Below are 21,426 nucleotides of genomic sequence, written 5' to 3'. Positions count from 1 at the left end.
TCCCTACAAATCGTGCTTTGTACGTGTCTGCAGACCGGACATCTAAAGCGGCGTGACAAACGTCGTATTTTTTATGCGGCGAATTGAACTCGCAAAGCGGTTCGATGCAAATCTTCGATTGCGCTTGCATAAAATCTGGCTAAACACGCGCCCCAACGTGCACGCGGGAGGAAGAACCGATGTCTTCGAATTCATATGATGTCCTTATCATCGGAAGCGGCGAAGGCGGAAAATTTCTCTCCTGGCATCTGGGCCGATCTGGCAAGAAAGTCGCCGTCATCGAGCGCAAACTTATTGGCGGCTCTTGCCCCAACACGAATTGCCTCCCGAGCAAGAACGAGATCTGGAGCGCCAAGGTCGCCGATCTCACGCATCACGCTGAAGCATTCGGATCAATCACCGGCGCAGTCGCGACCGACATGAGAAAAGTCGTGGCGCGCAAGAGAGAAATGGTCGACGGCCTCATCAAGATGCATCTCGATTTTTATAAGGACAGCGGCGCGGAACTCATCATGGGAGAAGCTCGCTTCGTCGCGCCAAGAACGGTCGAGGTTAAGCTCAACGACGGCGGCAACGCCACGTTCAGCGGCGATAAGTTGGTCATCAACATTGGCACGCACGCTTCTATTCCGAACATTCCGGGTCTCGTTGCGGCAAAGCCGATGACGAACATCGAACTGCTCGAGCTTGAATATTTGCCGAGGCATCTGATCGTACTTGGTGGCGGCTATGTCGGTCTGGAACTCGCGCAGAGTTTTCGTCGCTTCGGCTCGCAGGTCACCGTTCTCGAAGCGAGCCCGCAGATTGCAGCTCAGGAAGACCCTGACGTCGCTGCCGAGATCGCCGATGCACTTCGCGCCGAAGGTATCGCCATCGAGACGGGTGTCACGATTACAAACGTCGAGGGCCGCTCCGGCACAAACGTTATCGTGACGACATCCGGCGGCCGCTTCGAAGGTGCCGATCTGCTGGTGGCCGCCGGGCGCACGCCGAATACGAATGCCATCGGTCTCGATAGCGCGGGCGTAGAACTCGACGCACGCGGTTACATTGTCGTCAACGATCGGCTCGAAACGACCGCGCCGGATACGTGGGCGATCGGCGAATGCGCGGGCAGCCAGCAATTCACGCACGTGTCGTTCGACGATTTCCGCATCATTCGCGATAATTTGGCTGGCGGATCGCGCAGCAAAAAGGATCGCCTCGTTCCCTATTGCATGTTTACCGACCCTCAGCTTGGCCGCGTAGGGCTCAGCGAGAAACAGGCAAAAGCCAAGGGGATCAACTTGCGCATCGCAAAGCTGCCAATGGCTGGCGTTTTGAGGTCTCGCACAATTTCCGAGACGCGCGGATTCATGAAAGCTCTAGTGGGTGATGACGATCGCATCGTCGGTTTTGCGATGGTTGGCCCAGAGGCAGGAGAGGTTATGGCTGTCGTGCAGACGGCTATGCTTTCTGACCTGCCCTATACAGCTTTGCGCGACGCCATCATCGCGCATCCGACAATGGCGGAAGGTCTAGGCCCGCTTTTTACACGTGTACCCGCGCGCTAAACGGTTCGGCAGTTACCGCCTACGATTGCGCTTACTGGCGCACAGGTCGGCGCCGGTCGTGGAACCACGAGCGATAGTCCTCCATTTTGGCTTGCTGAGCGGACGAAGCGCGCCGCTTGCACGTGGAGGCTTCATCGCTCTTGGGGTCAGCGCCCCAGCGAATCTCGACGCAGTCGTTGACGTTGTAGGCCATTTCCAGTCCTTTCGAACGGTCCAGGACGTCTTTGAGCGTCAGCGTCCATTGCGAGCCATCACTCCGAGTGTAAGAGAATTTCCGCGACGCGATTTCTGTCGTGAGAGTTTGGTTGAGCGCGGATTTCACGTCGGCGATGCTTTCGCCCTTCGGCATCGCATAACGATCGGCACGCCGAGCGACGCGATCCGGAAAACCGCGAACAACGTCGATTGCGATCAACAATCGCAAGTCGCGCGATGGCGTCGCAAAGTCTTCCCACGCGCCTGTCGTTTCGAATATCGAGGGTCCCGACGGAATAGCGACGTCGGCGCCGCCGCTGTTCTGATATTTTCGTCCGTTTTCGACAGACGTAACGCGCGTCTTCACCTGTTCTTCGAGGGCGGTGATCGTTTCTTTCATGGCGCGCTCCGGATCGAGCGGCTCGGGTGACATCACGTCGTCCATGCGATCATAGAAATCTTCGACGCCGAGCTTCGATTGCTCGAGGGAGAAATCGCCGTAATCGGGACTTTTCGTGATTTCGGCGTTCGTCAATCGCCTCAGCGTACCATTATTGTCGGCGACGATCGGCCGAAAGCGCTTGAAGCCCGGACTGCCGAGCGAAGGATCTTGGGCGAACAGGAAATTACCGCGCCAGAAGCGCTTCCGGGCCACCGTTCCGTCCGGCTGACCGTCGACGGCAAGGAAGACACCCGCCGAATCGTTCGTCTGCGCAACGCGTTTAACGAGCACGAGAACGTGGCCATAAGGGTCGGCATAAATCGTCCCCGGTCGCAGCGTCTCGGCCGTCAAAGGTACGGGATAATAATCAGTGTTGTTGTCTGCTGCAGCGGTTCGCCCAGAACCGGAATGGACGGCGTTGGCGACGACAGTGCGGACGTAATATCCAAAGCCCGGCAGAAGCGCCTGAGGCCGGGATGAACTTCGCTGTGCCGACTCAGAAACGGACGCGGAGTCAAACACGCCGAAAAGTGAATTGCTCGCGCTCTGGATAGGCTTTTGCTTCGCCTCCGCTTGCGGACTGTCTTCTTTCTGAATGTTGAACCACTGCGGGCAGCGTGGCGCTTTCCCGCCACCGCCGCGCGTACATTTGGAATAGCCGAACGGCAACCCGGTCTTGAAGGCGAAGTACGCGCGCAGAAAATACGGAAGGTCCGCGCAGTCCGGCTTCATGATGAGTTTCTTGCTGTCTTCGCCGAGCCCCATGGCGTTGAAGAGCATGTTGCGCGTCGGATCGCGCAAGACTTGGTGCAACGCAGGCCACGATGGCTGGGCATCGATCGGATCGTCGAAGAGCTTTTCGATCCAGGCGGAATAGAGGTTTTCGGTCTCGCGGGTCCACGCGCCGCGGATCGGCCATACGCTCTTTGATGTCGCGCGTGGCGGAGCGCTGGCCGTCTTCGCCACGGCGAACTCTCGTTTTACGGTTGCACATTCTGCGCTCGCGCCATCGCGCGTCAGAGAAGCGGTCCAGGTGCCCGCCGACGGCGATTGCACATCCGCATACCAGAAGTAGGGCGGGCCGCCGTGCCGCTCCTTGGACGTGACTGCAACCTTGCCGTCGGGAGAGGTGAGGGAAAGCACTCCATCAAGCGGCTTCTCGGCCGTGAAGATGATCCGCAGCGGCATGCCCTTCCAGGGGGAGATCGGCGACGCGAGAACCGCGAGCCCCGCCTCCGCGTCACAGGCAGAAAAGGCATCCTTGGCGTGGGCGACAGACGGCGAGGAGGTAGCGGAGATCGCCACTGCCGCGAGGATTATCGCAGGCGCAATGCGGCGCAATCGGAATTGGGGAAACAAGCGACTAACCCCCGTTTTGTGCTCCCTAGATTTGGAACACTATCGCGAGAGCCTTGCCCAAACGATGGCAGAGCCGGAATTCTTTGCCGCCGACTGATAATAAAAATGCGGAGTTTGCCGAATGAACCGGTTAGTCGTTCGAGTAGCGCTGCTCTTTCCACGGATCGGCTCGATTGTGATAGCCGTTCACTTCCCAAAATCCCCGCGCATCGCTCGCAACAAATTCAATGCGTTTCAGCCACTTCGCGCTTTTCCAGAAATAGAGATGCGGGACCACGAGGCGAACCGGCCCGCCATGCTCGCGCGTCAGCGGCTTGCCCTCCCAGCTATGCGCGACGATGGCATCCTCGGACGCGAAATCCGCGAGCGTAATGTTTGTCGTGTACCTGTCATAGCTATGCAGGATGACGAATTGCGCCTCAGGCGTCGGCATCACGAGATCCAGCAGGTCATGTGTCGAAACACCGGTCCAGCGGTTGTCGTAGCGCGACCATGTCGTGACGCAATGGATGTCTGACGTCTTGACGCTGCTGGGCTCGCGTTGAAACTGTGCCCAGTCGAGGGTCGTCGGATGTTCAACGGCGCCTTCGATGACCAACCGCCACTGATCGAGCGCGATCTCCGGCTGCTGCCCGAGGTCGAGCACCGGCCAGTCGCGGACCAGATGCTGGCCCGGAGGCAACCGCTCAGAGTTTGGACGCGACGTCTTTCCAGTCAGAAAGCGGCCCTCGCGCGCCCACTTCCGTTTTGTTCGCGTCAGCTTGCTGGCTTCCGGCAGGTCGTTGCTGTCATCGCTCATCGAGGCTCAGGTCTCCGGGCACAATTGGCGCCGCGCGTCGGCATTCTGCGTATCGGCGATGATCTCGAACGAACGTAGCCGCAACGCGTGATCGTAGATGTCGGAGACAATCATAAGCTCGTCGGCCGCCGTTTCGTCAATGAGCGCCTTAAGGCCAGCACGAACGGTCTCGGGTGAGCCGACGACAGAGCGTGCGAGCATAGACGTCGCTTGCGCCTTTTCGCGTGGTGACCAGTAGGTCTCGATGTCGTCGATGGGGGGCTGGCTAAGCTGCCGCGCACCGCGGGCCAGATTGGCGAATGACATTTGCTGTGTCGTCGCGAGACGCTTAGCTTCGCGGTCGGTCTCCGCTGCAACGACATTGACGCCGACCATCGCATACGGGCGGTCGAGCTGCTGAGACGGCTTGAAGTGCGAGCGATAAATTTCAAGCGCGGACAGCAATTGTTCCGGCGCGAAGTGCGAGGCGAACGCGTAGGGCAGGCCAAGCTCGGCCGCAAGATAGGCGCCATACGTGCTGGAACCCAAGATCCACAGCGGCACGTTCGTTCCTGCCGCTGGCACCGCTTGGATTCGCTGTCCCGCCTGCGCCGGCGCGAAGTAGGATTGCAGTTCTACAACGTCTTGTGGGAACGTATCGGCGGCCGCAGGCTGTCGCCTCAAGGCTCGGACGGTGAGCGGGTCGGTGCCGGGAGCTCGGCCCAGCCCAAGATCGATTCGGCCCGGAAACAGCCGCGCCAGCGTTCCAAACTGTTCGGCGATAATCAGCGGCGCGTGGTTCGGAAGCATGATGCCGCCCGCGCCAACGCGAATGGTCTTCGAGCCAGCCGCGATGTGACCGATCACCACCGACGTTGCTGCACTCGCAATGCCCGGCATATTGTGGTGTTCCGCCACCCAGAACCGGCGATAACCCCATTTTTCAGCATGAGCGGCAAGATCGCGGGCGTTATCAAGCGCAACGCGCGCATCCGTGTTTTCCGTAACGCGAACGAGATCGAGAATGGAAATGGCCGTCATGACGTCCTCCGGGCTGACGCATGATGTAGGTTCGCGCCTGCAAGAATGCCAATCCGGGGCGATTGCTAGAAATTAATAGTGTCGCGGATGCGATACCATGCCTCAACGAACGGCACCGCTCGCCGGGCAATCGGATGCGCCGGAAACGGCGGAAAAGCCAAATCGTCGAAGGCCGTGCGCCCCTCCGGCTTTTCGAGCATCTGCAACGCAATCCTATTGCCGAAATAGGTCGCGCGCGAAACGCCCGTACCGCAGTACCCGAGCGCATAATGGATGCCCTTCGGAGTCCGGCCGATGTGGGGGATTTCGTCGTAGGTGTAGCCGATCTTGCCATCCCAGGCATGCGTGATCGGCACGTCTTTGAGGTCCGGAAAGACACGCAGCATGTCGCGCGTAAGATGCCCGAACGCTGACGGCGAGGTATTCGACGCGAACCGCCCTACGCGTCCACCCCAGATAATGCGCCGCGCGTCCGGCGCTCCGCGAAAGTAATAGAAGACGCGATTGCTGTTGCCGTAGACCCGGTTCTTCGGCAGCAGGCGGTCGTAAAGCTGCTGCGGAATCTCACCGGTTGCGATAATGCCAGAGCCGACGGGAACGATCCGTCGCCCAAGTTCTGGCACGAGACCCTCGGTATAGCCGTTGCTCGCAACAACAACGTTTCGGGCAATCGTCTTGCCGCGAGGCGTTCGCACGCGAAAACCGCCCGATACCGGCTCGATATGGGCGACCGCCGTCTGATCTAAAATCCTGCCGCCAGCCTCGGCCGTCCGCGCCGCCAAACCGGCATGGTAGAGCCCGGGATGCAGCGACGCGTCGTTCGGCAAGACCGCACCGCCATAAAAAATATCGGAGCCGATTTCCGACGCTTGCTCTGATCGTGGCACCATGAAACTTTCGACGCTCGCGATCGCCTTGAGATCCTGCATGTCGGCAGCCATCGCATCATAGTGCTCAGGTCGGATGGCCGCGCGAAAGCGGCCGCAGCGGCGAAAATAACAGTCGATTTTCTCACTCTCGATCAGCGACGCGATATGGTCGAGCATACGCGTGCCCTCGCGCAGCATGTCCTCGGCCTTTCGCCGTCCCCGCAATGCGATGAGCGTCTTGACGCGGAATTTCTGGTTGCCGCTGCCGATTTGACCACCGTTGCGGGTGCTGGCGCCAAATCCGGTTCGTCCCCGCTCGAAAATCACGACGTCCCGCCCGGCGCGCGCCAAAGTCAGCGCCGCCGACAATCCTGTGAAGCCGGACCCGACGATTGCCACATCGCATTTTTCCGGAACAGGCTTTTCGCCGCCGTTATCTTCCGCCGGCAGCGCATCCCACCAATACGGTCGGAAGATCAGCGTTTGTGATGAGCGAACTTTTCCTTTCGCCAGCGCCTCGGCTGAAGGAAAGGCCGACGAAAAAGCATCGATAGACCGTGTCACGAGCGTCCTCATTTGAGAGCGAGGCGCCGTCTTTATCCTGCTTCCTGGCTTTTTGCACGAGCGCCATAGCGCCCATCCCCCCCGGCTGCGGTTCCGTCGTCAAGCGTAGGCGCTTAGGCTATTTGAAAATCGCCTCGAACCACGATTGCGGCAAATGCTCCATCCGATAGACGAGCCCCGGCTTCAGAATGAATTCTCCGGCTCCAAGAGCATCGAGATCAAAATCTCCGTTCGTCCGTCTCGGTGCCACGCCCGCAAAAGTATAGCGCCGGCCGAAATCGTCGGCGACGGAGGCAGGAATATCGCTGTTGGCGTAAATGCCGACGGATGGCCCTGTCGGTTTGGCATCATGCAATAAAAAATACTCGAGGTGCCGGATGCGTTTCGATCCCGCCGATGACATTATGTCCTCCCCATAAAGGATTTAATGCCGATAGCCCGGCTAACCACCGGCGCCCGGCTGTGCGTTTCACGTCTCCCTTGTGTGTGGTCCTCGGCGTCGTGCGGAATCGGCCTCGTTGCCGTTCGACGTCGCTGAATCAGACGACGTCTCTCCGGCGCGCTGGCCATCTCGGTGAATCGTGTCTGGCTGGTGGTCGGAGGCCGTAAGCCGTTGAAACTCGGCGGCGCTATCGCCGTTATCGGCGTCGAGATAATCCGAGAGGCTCACGGGACGCCGCCGAAGCGGCGATTTTTGTCCATCGCTTTTGACGCTTGAACGCATCGCGGCCTCGCGAGGAAAAGATAAACCGGATCACGAACCTTTGTGGCGACCCACGAAAAATACGTGATCCGGGCATGGCTTGCCGCACATCCGTGGCTCGTCGGTGCACGGCTCCATGGGCCATAACGACACCGTAGTCGGCAGGATGATGCAATTCTGGGCAAGTGCGCGAGTAGTGAATCGCTGGCGATCGAACTAGAGTAACTCTACGGGAGCCGGCATGGGGTCGCTCCCAAAGGGTGCGCGAAATGCTTCAGGCGTTGACGCGAGATACGGTCATCGGCATGCCGCCGCCGCGGTATGTCGCGCTGGGCGCCGCATATCTTGCAGCCTACGTCGCACTGGACTGGTTGAGCTTCGTCGATCCCCTGAGCGCGTTCGGGATAACGCCCTGGAATCCGACGACAGGCGTCAGTATCGCATTGGTGCTGGCATTCGGCCGTTCGTTCATCCCCTGGCTGTTCCTCGCGCCTCTGGTGGCTGACGGTCTCTTGCGCCAATTTCCTCTGCCGCTCGGCGCCGAAGTCTCAGTGGTCCTCATCATTGGAGGCACCTATTCGGCCGCCGCTTGGTTTCTGACACGCGAGAACGGCCCATTTTCAGGTGCGCTTCAATTAAGGCAGGATCTGATTTGGCTGCTGGGGACGGCTGCGGTTGCGGCGGCGGTGGCCGCTACAGTCTGCGTGACACTCCTCGCGATGATGTCGATCATCAGCGTCGATCAGATCGGACGAGGAATTCTCGGCTGGTGGGTCGGCGACATGATCGGCATCACCGTGATGACGCCATTTCTGCTGTTTCTCTTTGCAGGCCGCACGATCCTCCCGCATTCGGCTGAGCTTTTACTGCCGTTTGCAGTCATGGTCGGTGCGCTCTTCCTGATTTTCGGAACTGCGACGAGCAATCCGTCTCAGCTTTTCTATCTCTTGTTTCTCCCTGTCATTTGGATTGCCGTGCGTTTTGGATTGGAGGCGGTGACGGGCGCACTGGTCGTGACGCAAGTGCTGCTGATTACCGCGATCCAGCTTACCGGACACAGCGGCGTGAGCATCACAGCGCTGCAGACAATGATGCTCGCATTGGCTTTGACGGGACTAATCGTCGGCGCGCTCGTCACCGAGCAGCGCAACACCCAGCGTGAGCTGTGGCTGCATCGCGAAGCCCTTGGCCGTGCGTCTCGCGTCGGAGCACTGGGTGCGCTGGCGGCGGCAATCGCACATGAAATCAATCAACCCTTGGCCGCCATCGGCAATTACGCGCGCGTGGGTCGTCAGAACCTGAAACGTGATGTCGTCGATCAGGCCGCCGCCGTCCGCACGACCGAACAAATTATTGAGCAGGTCGATCGCGCAGCTGCTGTCATCCGCTGGCTTCGCGATTTCATTGGTGCGGGCAGTTCGCGCTTCGAAGTTGTCTCGGTGCTCGATCTCGTCCGACGAGCGGAATCGGTTTGTCGCGCGGACCTGGAAGAGCACGGTATCACGTTAGCTACGATCATCCCGCGCGATTTGCCGAACGTTTGTGTGGATCGCCTACAGATCGAACAGGTCGTCACGAATCTCGTCAAGAACGCATCCGAGGCAATCATGGTCTCGTGCATTGCAGATGGTAAAATCCAGATAGAAGTCGCCGACGACGGACAGGTCTTCATCGTCATTTCCGTCATCGACAATGGCCCAGGTTTCGAGCCAGTTTTATTGGAACGCCCCATCTCACCCTTCACCACGACCAAGCCCGACGGCATGGGGCTTGGATTGTCGCTGAGCCGTTCGATCATTCAGTCGCACGGCGGACGGTTGACGCTCGGCGGGAACACAGCAGGCGCACGCGTATCTTTCACGCTGCCGAAAGTCGGCAAGGAGGCAAAGAGCACGACGACATGAAGATCGCTATTATCGACGATGATTTTGCCGTTCTGGATTCGTTGGGTCAGCTCCTTCAAGGCGCGGGGCTTGACGTTTGTTCCTACCAGTCCGCCGAGGCCTTCATGTCGGAGGCTGATGAGGGCGACATCGGCTGCGTCGTCTCCGACGTGCGCTTGCCCAACATGACGGGGATCGAACTGCATCACGAGATCGCGCAGCGCTATCCGAGTCTGCCCGTCATTCTCATCACCGGTCACGGCGATATTTCTATGGCCGTGACGGCGGTCAAGAACGGGGCGCTCGATTTCATCGAAAAGCCGTTCTCGGACGAACGGATCGTCGCCAGCATCCGCCATGCCGTCGATGTTGGCGCGCGCAAAAAGGTTGACGCCGACATGCGCGCCGAATTTCAAAATCGCGTTGCCGAGCTTTCACCGCGACAGAAGCAAGTCATGGACCATCTTGTTCTCGGGCTCTCCAACAAGGAGATTGCGTTGAAGCTCGGCTTGAGCACCCGCACCGTCGAAAACTACCGTGCGTGGGTGATGGAAAGAATGCGCACGCGCAACCTCGCCGAACTCGTCAGACTTGCAACTTGGCTCGACGGCACCCATTTACAGGATCATTGAAATCGCTGACTTATGCGAACGGCCAGCCCCTTTTTCTGTGCCGATAGAGTAATTGTACTCTGGTATCCTCTCCCTGCTATCGCTCTCGGAACTCTGGTGCAAAGCTGCAATTGCTTCGGTGTTCAGTTTCGAACGCTGATCTGGCGCAGGGGGTGGCATGCAGAGGACGCGCATGCGTTTGAGCATTGACGGCGCAAGCCGGCAAGTTCCGCATCCTCGTGGCGCTCCATCACCCTCGCGGGGAGTTTCATCCAAAATTCGGCTCTCTTCCGCGCCTGGTCGGCAGCTTCATGTGGGGAGACAATCATGGACGATCAGAGTGCGTCAGGCGTCAGCTACGAACGCGTAGGTGACGAATACTTCAAGGCCCGCGGCCTTCAGCGATATGCGGGCATCTGGTCACTGTGGGCGCTCGGCGTCGGCGCGGTGATCTCGGGACACTTCTCCGGCTGGAACTTCGGCTTCGGCACCGGTGGCTGGGGCGGCATGCTGGTCGCTGGCGGCATCATCGCCGTCATGTACCTCGGCCTCGTGTTTTCCATCGCCGAAATGAGCCCGGCGCTGCCGCACACGGGCGCCGCCTACTCCTTCGCCCGCTCGTCGATGGGTCCATGGGGCGGCTTCATCACCGGCCTTTGCGAAAACGTCGAATACGTGGTCACGCCGACGGTCGTCTGCTACTTCATCGGCTCCTATCTGAATGGAATCCTTGAAACCGCGGGAATAGGTGCTCAGCCAGAGCCACTTTTATGGATAGCGACGTTTGTCGTCTTCCTCGCACTCAACATCTTCGGCGTCGCGCTGTCGTTCCGCGTGACCCTGATCGTCACGCTGCTCTCGCTCGCGATCCTGGTCGTGTTCTGGATCAGCGCCATTCCGAACATGGACTTCAACCGCTGGGCGCTTAACATCGCGCCTGACGGCACGGAGCTTCCGAACGGCAACGGCCCGATGTTCCCCTATGGTTGGGAAGGCGTTCTGAAAACTTTGCCGTTTGCGGTCTGGTTGTTCCTCGCCATCGAACAGCTTCCGCTCGCGGCTGAGGAATCGGTCGATCCGAAGCGCGACATGCCGAAGGGCATCATCCTTGGCATGTGTACGCTGATCGTCTCGGCCTTCATGATCGTGCTGCTGAACCCGTCGGTCATCGGCGTCGGCGCTTTCAAGCTGTCGACGTCGGGCGAACCTTTGCTCGATGGCTTCCGTGCGATCTACGGCAGCGGCGCCGTCGTGCTGCTCGGCATCATCGCATTGACCGGTCTGATCGCGAGCTTCCACACCATTCTCTACGCCATGGGCCGGCAGGTCTATTCGTTGAGCCGCGCGGGCTACTTCCCGACGGCCCTTTCGATCACGGGGCACAAGCTCAAGACGCCCTATGTCGCGATGCTTACGGGTTCGGCCGTCGGCCTGATCTTGATGACGATCATCTACTTCATCAACAAGGATCAGATCGGCACGACGCTGCTCAACATGGCGGTGTTCGGCGCCATGTGCTCCTACATGCTGCAGGCGATTTCGTTCATACTGCTGCGCATCAAGATGCCCGACATCGAGCGTCCCTATCGCAGTCCGCTCGGTATTCCCGGTGCCGTTCTGACGATTATCATCGCCGCCGTTACGCTGTGGTACCAGCTTGGCGACAGCACCTATCAGCAGGGCATCTACGGCGTCATCGCCTGGTTCGCGGTCGGTATTCTCTACTTCGCTGTAATCGGCCGCCACAAACTCATCCTCTCACCTGAGGAAGAGTTCGCGCTTTCCAAAGGTACGGCCGAATATAAGACGCACTAATCGGCATCAACGGCAGAAACGCGTCGCGCCGCTCGGGATCGAGCGGCGCGATTTTCTATTGGAACCGGCAGAAAATTATTCGCCGAGATCACGCCAACCCTTGCAGCGCGCAACTGCGTCATGAAAACGCCGCCGCGTCGCCGAGCTATCGGCAACTCGGGGATGGAAGCTTTGAGCGGTGCTCTTGGCATTCGGCAGCGATATGCCGGCGCCGAGCGCCGCGAGCTTAGCCGTTCCGAACGCCGTGCGCTCATCGAAATCCGCGACGATAACCTCGCGCCCAATCATGTCGGCCAGGAATTGTGCGAAGTACCGGCTGCGCGCAAGGCCGCCGTCGATTGCAATAGACCCGCCGATCGGGACGTGCGCGTGCATGGCTGCGATGACATCTGCAGCGCTCAAGGCGATACCTTCGAGCAGTGCCTGCTGCATGTCTGCCTGTGTCGTCGCCGCCGACATGCCCAGAAACAACGACGCCGCAGTCCGGTCCCAGTGCGGGCAAGCAAGGCCGGAAAGCGCCGGAACGAACACAACGTCACGGTCGATGGCGGGCTCGGCGTCGAACCATTCAAGATCCTTCTCGATGTCTACGATCAGTCCGATACGCCGCGCCCACTCGACCGCCGAACCAGCGTCGTAAACGCCGCCGTCGATCGCATAGGTCATTGTCCCATTGATCGACCAGGCGACGGTCGGCAGTAGCCCCTTTTCAGGCGCATGAGCGATCTCTTTGCCCGTCACGGCCAGCGCAAACGCCCCCGTCCCGAATGTGATCTTCGCATCTCCCGGCTCGCGGCAACCGTGACCGAAAAGTGCAGCCTGCTGATCAACGACTGAGGCAGTGACGGGCACATCATTGATGCGGCCGAAATTTGCGACCGTCGGTCTTATCTCCGGCAACGCCGAGATCGGCACACCGAACAGATCGCAAAGATCGGTGTCCCACTTGCCGGTTTCGAGGTCCATCAATGACGTCCGCGACGCGGTCGTCACGTCCGTTGCAAAGGTCCCGGCGAGACGATCGAGAAAAAATGCGTCCGTCGTGCCGAGCCGCAAACGTCCCGCCGCCAGGGCATCCTTCGCCACCGGAATATTGGCGACGATCCAGGCAAGCTTCGATGCAGAAAAATAGGCGTCGAGCGGCAACCCCGCACGCGAGAGTGTCAGTGACGCTGCGCCTTTATCTTTCAAGCGCCCGACAGCATCGGCAGTGCGATTGTCCTGCCAGACGATAACGGGTGATAGCGCTGCGCCGGTTTCGGCATCCCAGGCAAGGCAGCTTTCGCCTTGATTGTCGATCCCGATGGCATCGACTTCGCCTGCCGCATCGAGACAGCGCCGGATGTTTGTCAGCAGCTCCTCCGGATCGTGCTCGACCCAACCGGGATGCGGATGGAATTGCTGATGCGTCACCGAGGACGCAATCTCAAGTCTCCCATCCGTGTCGGCGACCAGCACACGCGTCGACGTTGTCCCTTGGTCGATCGCGGCTACTCGCATGTGGAACGGCTCCGAATGTCAGTGGCTTGCATTCCCTCGACACCGATGGTGATGTCGGAATTGGCATTCTCGAATGCCGAGATAGGCGCCAGGATTCGCCGCTCCGGCGACGAGGTCAACGGTTGCTTGCAGATGATCTGGCCGTCGGCCATCGCGACCAGCGATCCCGAAACGCTATCCGCCGCACGCAACTGAAGATGCGACAGGCCTTCGCCGCCGGGAACGATCCGTTGAGGCACGACATACCGAATGCCAGGGCCCGGTTTCAGGCGAATCGCTTGATCCGCCGCGGGCAGCCTGGCGTTGAGATCATCGGCGATGAAGCCGCCGACGCGCCGGCCCTCGCGCCACGACCAGCCGGCTGTTTCGACGGGATGCAATATATTCCCTGCCGCAAAGATGCGCGGCTCACTCGTGCGCGCGAATTGGTCGATGACAGGGCCACCTGTTCCCGCGTCGATATCCAAACCCACAGAACGGGCAAGCGAGGCTTCCGGCTTGAACGACCCCGTAAACAGCACACCGTCACATGCGATGTCTTCATGCGTCCCGTCCGGGCACAGCAGCGTGACGGCTTCCACGCGTGACCGACCCTTGATGTCGACGAGATGTGTTCCATAGCGAACGGGGATACCGAGCAACCTCGGCAGCCACATGGAAATAGGTCGCACGGTCGGTTGGTTCCGGCTCTCGATCATCGCCACGGGTTTCGCGCCGATGTTACGGCATGTCAGCAGACTAGAAACAGAGACGAGCTCCGTCCCGACGATCAACGGGCGTCGAAATGGAATGAGCTTCTGCAGATAGGCGTATTCCTGCAGCGCGCCAGTGTTGATGACGCCGATCGGCCGTTCGCCCGAAACCAGCCGCGCCGAGCGAGGCCGTTCGCGAACGCCCGTAGCGATAACGACACGTTTCGCAACGACTGTGAGCGGGCCGCGATTGCTGGCGCATGTGACGACAAGATCGTCGGCATGGTCGATCGAGACGACCGTGCAGCCAAGCTGAAGCTCCACGCCGGATTTCACCGCCCGATCGACGAGCCGCCGCGCATAAGCAGGTCCTGTCATGACCCAACCAAATTCGCGAATGCCGAACGGCGGGTGGCCGCAGTGGCGCGGAATGCCGCCGCCCATCGGTTCGCGCTCTACCACCATGACGTGGGCGACGCCGAGCTTGCGAAGCTGTGTCGCTGCGGACAGTCCAGCTGGACCCGCGCCGATGATAAGAACATCGGCGCTTCGAACTCCGAATGGCGCCGACATCACCCTGCGTCTCCGACCGCGAGAGGCGATGCGAAACAGCCCGCCGTTAGAAGCGCGAGCTGCGCATTGCAGTAAAAGCCCTGGCAACGTCCCATGCCGCAACGCGTGCGCCGCCGCAGGCCGCCGAAATCGCCTGCCGGGATCGACCCTGACAAGGCTTTTTCGATTTCGCGCAACGTCACCATTTCGCAATGGCAGACGATCTCGCCGTATCCGGCGGTCTGCCAATCCCTCGGCCGATGCTCGGCGAGATTGGGCACGCGCGGCATTATGGGGTCGATAATGGCGGCGTGCTGATGTCCCATATCGCTATAAAGACCATAGACATGCCGCGCGATGCCGAGCGATGCCGTGAGCCCCGTCGAGCGGATGCCGCCGACCGTGATCCAATTGCGATCACCTCGCACGTTGATGCGATAGCCTTTCTCCTCGGTCGCCGGACGCAAGCCCGCATAAATCGCCGTGACGTCGACGGTTGCCAACGCGGGGACCATCTCTTCGGCTTTGGCGAGCAGGCCACGCAGCGCTTCCTCCTCGACGGTCGCGCGATCACGGTCGTCCTGTTCTTCCGCAGTCGGTCCGACGAGCACATTGCCGAACACGGTCCGCGTCAGCACGACGCCTTTGGTCCGCTCCGACGGAACCGGGAGAATGATCGTCTTCAAAAGCTTTGACGCCGCCTTGTCGAAGACAACGAATTGGCCTTTCCGCGGCTTGATCTGAAATGACGCCATCCCGAGCAGCGTGGCATCGAGCCGATCGCCGTAAAGACCCGCGCAATTGATTACGGTCCGAGCCCGGCGCGCGCCACGCGTGGTCTGAAGCGTCCAGGTCGTTCCATCGAAGGCGCCGGAAACGACCTCTGCTCCGAATACGATTTCAGCGCCGTGCGCTTCCGACTGTTTCAGATACGCCAGAAACGGCGACCAGGGGTCGATCACATGCTCGCCCGGCACCAGCAGCGCTTCGAGTGCGCGCGGAGAAAGTTCGGGTTCGCGGGCTCGAATTTCTGCTGCCGTCAGGCGGCGGACGTCATTGACGCCGTTTGTCTTCGCTTGTGCCTCGATGCCATCGAGTGCCGCGCGCTCGGCCTCTGACCAGGCGACGACCATCGCGCCCGTCTCCAGCAGCGGCAGGTTAAAATCATCACGGATTTGGAGATATTCGGCATAGCCGGCTTGCATACAACTCAGCTCGACGCTGCCCGGAGGCGCATCGAAGCCGGTATGTAGAATGGCGCTGTTTCCCTTGCTGGCGCCGGAAAGCAGGTCGGCACCGCGCTCCAGAAGGATGACGCGCGCGCCTTCGAGAGTAAACCGCCGCGCCATCGCACAGCCTACGGCGCCCGCACCAACGATGGCGACGTCTGCGACCGACATGACCTTCGTCCTCTAAGCTTCGGCGTCCGCGCCGAAATGAAAATAGAAAAGCCGTGGGCAAAGCCATGCCCACGGCCGTTGTCGTGACGTAATTAGGACGACTCGCCCACAGCACGCTCGGCGGCTGCAATCTCCGCCTGACGCTTCGCGATTTCCGCACCGATCGGCGGGCCCTTGAAGCGGCGCGACTCGAGGCCGAACCACAGAACGACCAGCAGTACGATCAATCCGATCGCGTAGTTGATCAGGATGTCGAACGGAGGCTGGATACCGGCGTACATCAGGATAAATGTGCCGATTATGACCAGAACCGCCATTGGCTTCGAAAACACGCCGAGCCGAAACGGCCCAAACTCGGTCCACGTCTTTCCTTCAGCGAAGAGACCGGCGGCGACCGGCATAGCGTACGACACATAAAGGAAGAGGGCGCACCCGGCCGCGAGTGCAGCAAAGGCCGGAGAGTAGAGCGTGGCCGCAATAGACAAAATCGCAGCCAGCCAGATCGCCGGAACGGGCGTGCGCCATTGTGGACTGACCCGCTTCCACAAGCTTGAGCCGGGAAGGCCGCCGTCACGCGCAAACGCGTAGATCATGCGTGACGTCGAGGTGAGACCGGCAAGTGCGCAGATGAAGTTCGCCAGCACGATACAGATTGCGATGACGTCCTTAAGCGGCGTCGGAGCCGGAAGATTATTGAAGAGGTTGAACCACGCTGCGGCGCCATCCTTCGCCGTTGTTGCAAGGTCTGGGCTCGCCACGACAAATGACACGGCCATTACGAAACCGAACACCAGCGACCAGAATACCGAGTGAATCATCCCGCGCGGCACTGCACGTCGAGCGTCAGTGGTTTCTTCTGACGTATGTGCCGAAGCATCGAAGCCGGTGATTGTATAAAGCGGATAGAGCAAGCCGACCAAGAATGCGATAATCGCCGTCCGCGCCGCCGGAACGTATCCGCCACCGGCGTCGCCAGTGTTGTTCGTAAATGTGAATGCGTGCGAATAGTTACCCGCGCCCCAGACGAAGAACATGACAGTCAGCACCACCGCGACCACCAAGATGAGGTAGCCCGAAAAGTCGGTCAGCAAGGTCGTTAGCTTGATGCCGAAGTGGTTCACCAGCGCTTGCACGATGACGATGGCGCTCACCGCCGCCACCTGCACGTAGTAGGCATGAGCATTATTGGCGTTGACCTGATCGAGCGTCATTCCGGCAGGAAGCGGATCGGTCGACAACGCAGTCCACGACGTCACATCGACATGGAACACGCCAGCTACGACGAGGTCGCGGAAGAGCTGCCAAACGCCGACGTCGACAGACGCCACGACGAAGATGAGACCAAGCAGGTTGATCCAAGCCGTGGCCCACCCCCAGCCGCGCCCGCCGAGAATCGAAGACCAGTGATAAAGCGCGCCTGCCGTCGGATAGGCCGAAGCGATCTGGCCGAGACATGCTGCAACCAGCATCGCGAACAAGCCGCCGACGATCCAGCCGATCGTCGCCTGGAACGCACCGCCCGTTGCCATCGCGAGCGGAAACGACGTGATACCGCCCGCAAGGATACAAATGATCGAAAACGAGATAGCGAAGTTCGAAAACCCGCCCATACGCCGCGACAGTTCTTGCGCGTAGCCCATTGAGTGCAGGACCTTAGTGTCTTCGTCGTGAGTCATGCTCAACCCCCAGTTGCGAAGTGAATCGGGATCTATGCGAACCAAAATTTGCCCATTCGGGCAATTTATTTGTTTGTATGGTCCGACAGAATAGTTGAACAGTCAAATAGAATGACCGAACGGGCAAGGCGAAATGCGACCTACAATTAGACGGGAACGAATCGAACAGGTCGTTCGCGAGCGTGAGCGGGTAACGGTCGATGCTTTAGCCGAACTCCTTGGAACCTCACGGGAAACCATTCGCCGGGATCTGACCGATCTGGCCGAAAGGGGGCGTGTACGGAAGATTCACGGCGGCGCGACGATCTCGGAGCCACGACTTCCCGACGCTGACATCGAAGGATCGTTTCAGGGCAGACTGTTGGAAAATGCCGATGCCAAGCGCACCGTCGCCCGCCGTGCGATCCAGCTTTTTCAACCTGGAGATACGTTGTTCGTCGACACTGGAACGACGACGCTGTGGTTCGCCGAAGAGCTTTCGACGGCGACCGGACTGACGATCATCACCAACTCGGCAGCTATCGCTGCACTCGCGGCGCGAGGCCCATCGAGTTCGACGTTTCTGATCGGCGGCGAATACCGCGCCGACGGAACCGAGAACCTTGGTCCGCTCGCGGTCGAACAGATCAGTCAATTTCACGCGGTCCACGCGGTGTTGGCGGTCGGCTCCATCGAGACGGTCGGGATTCTCGATTATGATGTCCGGGAAGCGGATGTTGCCCGGGCGATGATCGCGCAAGCTAAATCCGTGACGGTGCTCGCAGACGCGACAAAATTCGGGCGCGGCGGCTTAATCAAGGTTGCGCCGCTCGATGCCGTCTCGCGGGTTGTGACCGAAGCGGAGCCACCCGACGATATCGCAGCTGCTCTGAAGGATGCCGGAGCCGAAATCATTGTGGCCTCGTAACCCAGCAGGCCCGTGCATCAACGTTAGTCCTTGTCGAGAAGCCGTCCGGAGCCGCGAACGGGCCGGACGTGCACCGTCGCCCCGGCGTCGAACGTTTCGGTCGATCGGCGGCGCCCCATGTCGATCATCAGCTTCTGGCCGGCATTTGTTTCGACGAACAGCCGGAGCGTCGGACCATAGAAGACAGTCGATAGGATCTGCGCTGCGACCGTGTTGTCCATTGCATCCGGATGAGCGGTCAGCTCCTCCGGCCGCACACATATCAATACCGGCCCGCCTCGGCCTGGCGTAGCGCGAATGCATTCTGCTGGAACTTCGAGGATCATCGAACCCGCAGCGACGCGCACGCCTGTGGTTGTCGTTTCCACGATCTCGGCGTCAAGAACATTCATGCTTCCGATGAAATCCGCCACGAAGCGCGTCGCAGGCGCATCGTAAAGCTCCGACGGCGACGCAATCTGCTCGATCCTCCCGCGGTTCAAGACGACGATGCGGTCCGAGATCGACAGTGCTTCCGCTTGATCGTGCGTGACCATCACGAACGTCGTGCCGAGACGTGATTGCAGCCGCTTCAATTCGATCTGCATCTGCTCGCGCAGGTTCGCATCGAGCGCCGACAGCGGTTCATCGAGAAGAAGCACGCGCGGCGAGCACACCAGCGCGCGCGCCAGTGCAACGCGTTGGCGTTGACCGCCCGACAGCATCGAAACGCGTGCGCTGATTTTGTCGGCGAGCCCGACCAGATCCAGCGCCTCGGCGATTTTCTTTTTAGCATCACCGGCCGGAAGCTTTCGCAGCGATAACCCGAACCCGACGTTCTCCGCGACGTTCATATGCGGAAACAGGGCGTAGTCTTGGAAAACGGTATTAAGCGGCCTGTCATAGGGGCGAAGCGCCGTGATGTCTTTGCCATCGAGCAGGACGCGGCCACTGGTCGGCGCTTCAAAGCCCGCCATCACGCGCAGGCTTGTCGTCTTTCCGCACCCGGAGGGGCCGAGAAGGCTAATGAACTCGCCATGAGCGATGTCGAGCGTAACGTTATCGAGACCGACCGTGCCACTATCGAAAACTTTGGAAACCCCATCGAGGCGCAGCAGTGAATCAGTCGCCATTACGAATCTCGGTCGTCTTTGTCGTGTTGATCCAAACGATTTCGCACCGCTCTTTGCCGCCGTTGTGGAACGAATGTTTCAGCGTGCTCTTGAATGCGAAACTGTCGCCAGCCTTAAGAAGATAGACGACGCTATCGATCGTCAACTCGACCTGGCCTTTTTTGACGAGGCCGAACTCGTAGCCCGCATGACTGTAGGACTCCCCCGTCCCGCCGCCCGGTTCGACATGAACCAGAAGGCCCGTCAGCACCGAACCCGGCGGAGACAGCAACTCCTTACGCATGCCCTGCGATCGAACCGGCACTTCCTTTCTCTTCGTCGCACGGACGACGTAAAGATCGCTGCTCTTGTTCTCGTCGTCGCCAAGCAGGCTGTGCGGCTCGACGCCGAGTGCAGCGGCCAACGGCCAGAGCACGCGAATCCTCAGCGAGGTCAAGCCACGTTCGATTTGACTCAGCGCGCCGACGGAAATTCCGGCGCGCTGGGCAACATCAGTGATGCCGAGCTTTCGTTCGAGTCGTAGCGCACGAATGCGGCGGCCGAGGCGAATGTCCGCCTCGGAGGGGGTCTGATCGGAAGCCTCGTCGCGTGCTTCTTTTACCTTCATCCGCGCCACAGTCGTGACCCTCTATCTGAAAAAGAGCTGCATCTTTTGTCTTCGATTGGCGCGCGATCAGCCGCCAGCCTTGATCTTCTCGAACATCTTGGCGAGTTCGTCGTTCTGCTTCATCGGTCCAGTGAAAACCGTGCTCTTCAGAACGACGTTCGGATCGGCCGGAAGCTGCAGACGGTCAAGCTCTTCCTTCGGAACGAGATCGAATGCCGCCTTCGAAGCGCTGCCGTAGCCGTACTGCGTGATGAGCTCTTTGCCTGAGTCGCCCTCTAGGCGGCTGTTGATGAAGTCATAGGCGAGATCGATGTTCTTGGCGTCCTTCAGCATCACGAACCCGCATGCCCACGTCAGCATGCCTTCCTTCGGCTTCATAAATTCGACCTTCACGCCCTGCTTTTTAAGGGCGGTCGCCGAAGCGTTCCATGTCATCGCCGCGACAAGCTCGCCGCTGGCGAGAGATTGTTCGACCGAGGTCATGTCCGTCGTGTAGGCCCGCAGCAGCGGTCGCTGTTCATGCAGCTTCGCAGCGACTTTTTCGAGGTCGGCTGGCGACATGTCGAACGGATTGACGCCGGCCATGATGGCCGCGACGACAGGCGTATCGTGAACCGCGTCGATCGTCGCAAGGCGTCCAGCGTATTGCTTGTCCCACAGCAGGTTCCACGATGGAGCGGGATCTTTCACGAGATCGGTACGGTAGAGGATAGAGGTATTGCCCCAATCCCAAGGTACCATCCAGACCTTGCCGTCACCGGCTTGAATATCGGGAAGGTCTTTGAAGACCGGGAAAATCGTATCCCAGTTCTTGATCCGCTTCGTATCGATCGGCTGCAGCAGGCCCTCCTTGTTCCAGCGCGCGATCTTGTCGTAGCAGGGATGCGCGAGATCGGGATGAAAACCGGCTTTCACTTTCGTGAAAGCTTCATCGTCATCGCTGAAGACCGACGTTTCGACGCCGTCCGGATGTTCTTTCAGGAAGCTCTTGTTGAAGGCGGGCAGTTCATAGCCCGACCATGTAAAATAGGTGAGCTTGTCGGCGGCAAGCGCCGGTGTTGCGATGGCCGCAACCAGAGACGCCAGGCCGACGGCCTTGCGCAGCGTGTTTCGTAACGTCAATCCCTGCATAACTTGATACTCCCTGTTCGCGTTCAAGAGCTCGGC

17 protein-coding genes are annotated in these 21,426 nt (G+C 59.8%); 5 read left to right on the top strand and 12 right to left on the bottom strand.

Annotated elements, in window-relative coordinates:
- Nucleotides 1–179 precede the first annotated feature (179 nt).
- Entirely contained in the window at nucleotides 180–1,553 is a 1,374-nt protein-coding gene (locus tag ACLB1Z_RS18250) for an FAD-dependent oxidoreductase (RefSeq protein ID WP_409561117.1), read from the top strand.
- A gap of 31 nt (nucleotides 1,554–1,584) precedes the next feature.
- Here ACLB1Z_RS18250 and ACLB1Z_RS18245 read toward each other — a convergent pair whose 3' ends face one another.
- The 5 genes from ACLB1Z_RS18245 to ACLB1Z_RS18225 form a co-directional block, all read right to left on the bottom strand.
- The gene (locus ACLB1Z_RS18245; RefSeq protein ID WP_409561116.1) at nucleotides 1,585–3,549 is read right to left on the bottom strand and encodes a hypothetical protein; all 1,965 of its coding nucleotides are present in this window, start codon (nucleotides 3,547–3,549) and stop codon (nucleotides 1,585–1,587) included.
- A 130-nt stretch (nucleotides 3,550–3,679) separates the two neighbouring features.
- Nucleotides 3,680–4,348: a sulfite oxidase-like oxidoreductase gene (locus tag ACLB1Z_RS18240; protein WP_409561115.1), complete on the bottom strand. Its 669-nt coding sequence runs from the start codon at nucleotides 4,346–4,348 to the stop codon at nucleotides 3,680–3,682.
- 6 nt (nucleotides 4,349–4,354) lie between these two features.
- Complete coding sequence (locus ACLB1Z_RS18235; protein WP_409561114.1) at nucleotides 4,355–5,368, bottom strand: LLM class flavin-dependent oxidoreductase; 1,014 nt, start codon at nucleotides 5,366–5,368, stop codon at nucleotides 4,355–4,357.
- A 65-nt stretch (nucleotides 5,369–5,433) separates the two neighbouring features.
- Nucleotides 5,434–6,801 (bottom strand): NAD(P)/FAD-dependent oxidoreductase, encoded by a 1,368-nt coding sequence (locus ACLB1Z_RS18230; protein WP_409561113.1) that lies wholly within the window; start codon nucleotides 6,799–6,801, stop codon nucleotides 5,434–5,436.
- 118 nt (nucleotides 6,802–6,919) lie between these two features.
- Nucleotides 6,920–7,204: a hypothetical protein gene (locus tag ACLB1Z_RS18225; protein WP_409561112.1), complete on the bottom strand. Its 285-nt coding sequence runs from the start codon at nucleotides 7,202–7,204 to the stop codon at nucleotides 6,920–6,922.
- Between the two features lie 569 nt (nucleotides 7,205–7,773).
- Between ACLB1Z_RS18225 and ACLB1Z_RS18220 the strand changes: the two genes are divergently transcribed.
- The 3 genes from ACLB1Z_RS18220 (at nucleotide 7,774) to ACLB1Z_RS18210 (ending at nucleotide 11,813) form a co-directional block, all read left to right on the top strand.
- A complete protein-coding gene (locus ACLB1Z_RS18220) occupies nucleotides 7,774–9,408 on the top strand; it encodes an MASE1 domain-containing protein (RefSeq protein ID WP_409561111.1) in 1,635 nt (544 codons plus the stop codon).
- Entirely contained in the window at nucleotides 9,405–10,019 is a 615-nt protein-coding gene (locus ACLB1Z_RS18215) for a response regulator transcription factor (protein WP_409561110.1), read from the top strand. Before ACLB1Z_RS18220 ends, ACLB1Z_RS18215 begins: the two co-directional genes overlap by 4 nt.
- 306 nt (nucleotides 10,020–10,325) lie before the next feature.
- On the top strand, nucleotides 10,326–11,813 hold the full coding sequence (locus ACLB1Z_RS18210) for an amino acid permease (protein WP_409561109.1): 1,488 nt from the start codon (nucleotides 10,326–10,328) through the stop codon (nucleotides 11,811–11,813).
- A gap of 75 nt (nucleotides 11,814–11,888) precedes the next feature.
- Here ACLB1Z_RS18210 and ACLB1Z_RS18205 read toward each other — a convergent pair whose 3' ends face one another.
- The 4 genes from ACLB1Z_RS18205 to ACLB1Z_RS18190 form a co-directional block, all read right to left on the bottom strand.
- Nucleotides 11,889–13,313, bottom strand: coding sequence for an FGGY-family carbohydrate kinase (locus tag ACLB1Z_RS18205; protein ID WP_409561108.1), 1,425 nt, complete (start codon nucleotides 13,311–13,313; stop codon nucleotides 11,889–11,891).
- A complete protein-coding gene (locus ACLB1Z_RS18200; RefSeq protein ID WP_409561107.1) occupies nucleotides 13,304–14,578 on the bottom strand; it encodes an NAD(P)/FAD-dependent oxidoreductase in 1,275 nt (424 codons plus the stop codon). Before ACLB1Z_RS18200 ends, ACLB1Z_RS18205 begins: the two co-directional genes overlap by 10 nt.
- Entirely contained in the window at nucleotides 14,578–15,957 is a 1,380-nt protein-coding gene (locus tag ACLB1Z_RS18195) for an NAD(P)/FAD-dependent oxidoreductase (RefSeq protein WP_409561106.1), read from the bottom strand. The genes ACLB1Z_RS18200 and ACLB1Z_RS18195 overlap by 1 nt, the downstream gene beginning before the upstream one ends.
- A 92-nt stretch (nucleotides 15,958–16,049) precedes the next feature.
- Complete coding sequence (locus ACLB1Z_RS18190; protein WP_409561105.1) at nucleotides 16,050–17,633, bottom strand: amino acid permease; 1,584 nt, start codon at nucleotides 17,631–17,633, stop codon at nucleotides 16,050–16,052.
- A 133-nt stretch (nucleotides 17,634–17,766) separates the two neighbouring features.
- Between ACLB1Z_RS18190 and ACLB1Z_RS18185 the strand changes: the two genes are divergently transcribed.
- Complete coding sequence (locus ACLB1Z_RS18185; protein ID WP_409561104.1) at nucleotides 17,767–18,540, top strand: DeoR/GlpR family DNA-binding transcription regulator; 774 nt, start codon at nucleotides 17,767–17,769, stop codon at nucleotides 18,538–18,540.
- A gap of 23 nt (nucleotides 18,541–18,563) precedes the next feature.
- Here ACLB1Z_RS18185 and ACLB1Z_RS18180 read toward each other — a convergent pair whose 3' ends face one another.
- From ACLB1Z_RS18180 to ACLB1Z_RS18170, 3 genes are all read right to left on the bottom strand, one after another.
- The gene (locus ACLB1Z_RS18180) at nucleotides 18,564–19,652 is read right to left on the bottom strand and encodes an ABC transporter ATP-binding protein (protein ID WP_409561103.1); all 1,089 of its coding nucleotides are present in this window, start codon (nucleotides 19,650–19,652) and stop codon (nucleotides 18,564–18,566) included.
- Nucleotides 19,642–20,259, bottom strand: coding sequence for a cupin domain-containing protein (locus ACLB1Z_RS18175; protein WP_409563308.1), 618 nt, complete (start codon nucleotides 20,257–20,259; stop codon nucleotides 19,642–19,644). The genes ACLB1Z_RS18180 and ACLB1Z_RS18175 overlap by 11 nt, the downstream gene beginning before the upstream one ends.
- Before the next feature lie 66 nt (nucleotides 20,260–20,325).
- Nucleotides 20,326–21,390, bottom strand: a complete 1,065-nt coding sequence (locus ACLB1Z_RS18170; RefSeq protein ID WP_409561102.1) for an ABC transporter substrate-binding protein — start codon at nucleotides 21,388–21,390, stop codon at nucleotides 20,326–20,328.
- Nucleotides 21,391–21,426: the final 36 nt, after the last annotated feature.

This window comes from Hyphomicrobium sp. MC8b (assembly GCF_905067615.1).
Lineage (GTDB): Bacteria > Pseudomonadota > Alphaproteobacteria > Rhizobiales > Hyphomicrobiaceae > Hyphomicrobium_B.
This window is presented reverse-complemented; position numbering and strand designations above follow the sequence as displayed.

Excerpts from the sequence above, each read along its gene's own strand:
- ACLB1Z_RS18250 (WP_409561117.1), top strand. The coding sequence starts at position 180 with ATGTCTTCGAATTCATATGATGTCCTTATCATCGGAAGCGGCGAAGGC.
- ACLB1Z_RS18240 (WP_409561115.1), bottom strand. The coding sequence starts at position 4,348 with ATGAGCGATGACAGCAACGACCTGCCGGAAGCCAGCAAGCTGACGCGA.
- ACLB1Z_RS18235 (WP_409561114.1), bottom strand. The coding sequence starts at position 5,368 with ATGACGGCCATTTCCATTCTCGATCTCGTTCGCGTTACGGAAAACACG.
- ACLB1Z_RS18225 (WP_409561112.1), bottom strand. The coding sequence starts at position 7,204 with ATGTCATCGGCGGGATCGAAACGCATCCGGCACCTCGAGTATTTTTTA.
- ACLB1Z_RS18220 (WP_409561111.1), top strand. The coding sequence starts at position 7,774 with ATGCTTCAGGCGTTGACGCGAGATACGGTCATCGGCATGCCGCCGCCG.
- ACLB1Z_RS18215 (WP_409561110.1), top strand. The coding sequence starts at position 9,405 with ATGAAGATCGCTATTATCGACGATGATTTTGCCGTTCTGGATTCGTTG.
- ACLB1Z_RS18210 (WP_409561109.1), top strand. The coding sequence starts at position 10,326 with ATGGACGATCAGAGTGCGTCAGGCGTCAGCTACGAACGCGTAGGTGAC.
- ACLB1Z_RS18205 (WP_409561108.1), bottom strand. The coding sequence starts at position 13,313 with ATGCGAGTAGCCGCGATCGACCAAGGGACAACGTCGACGCGTGTGCTG.
- ACLB1Z_RS18200 (WP_409561107.1), bottom strand. The coding sequence starts at position 14,578 with ATGTCGGCGCCATTCGGAGTTCGAAGCGCCGATGTTCTTATCATCGGC.
- ACLB1Z_RS18195 (WP_409561106.1), bottom strand. The coding sequence starts at position 15,957 with ATGTCGGTCGCAGACGTCGCCATCGTTGGTGCGGGCGCCGTAGGCTGT.
- ACLB1Z_RS18190 (WP_409561105.1), bottom strand. The coding sequence starts at position 17,633 with ATGACTCACGACGAAGACACTAAGGTCCTGCACTCAATGGGCTACGCG.
- ACLB1Z_RS18185 (WP_409561104.1), top strand. The coding sequence starts at position 17,767 with ATGCGACCTACAATTAGACGGGAACGAATCGAACAGGTCGTTCGCGAG.
- ACLB1Z_RS18180 (WP_409561103.1), bottom strand. The coding sequence starts at position 19,652 with ATGGCGACTGATTCACTGCTGCGCCTCGATGGGGTTTCCAAAGTTTTC.
- ACLB1Z_RS18175 (WP_409563308.1), bottom strand. The coding sequence starts at position 20,259 with ATGAAGGTAAAAGAAGCACGCGACGAGGCTTCCGATCAGACCCCCTCC.
- ACLB1Z_RS18170 (WP_409561102.1), bottom strand. The coding sequence starts at position 21,390 with ATGCAGGGATTGACGTTACGAAACACGCTGCGCAAGGCCGTCGGCCTG.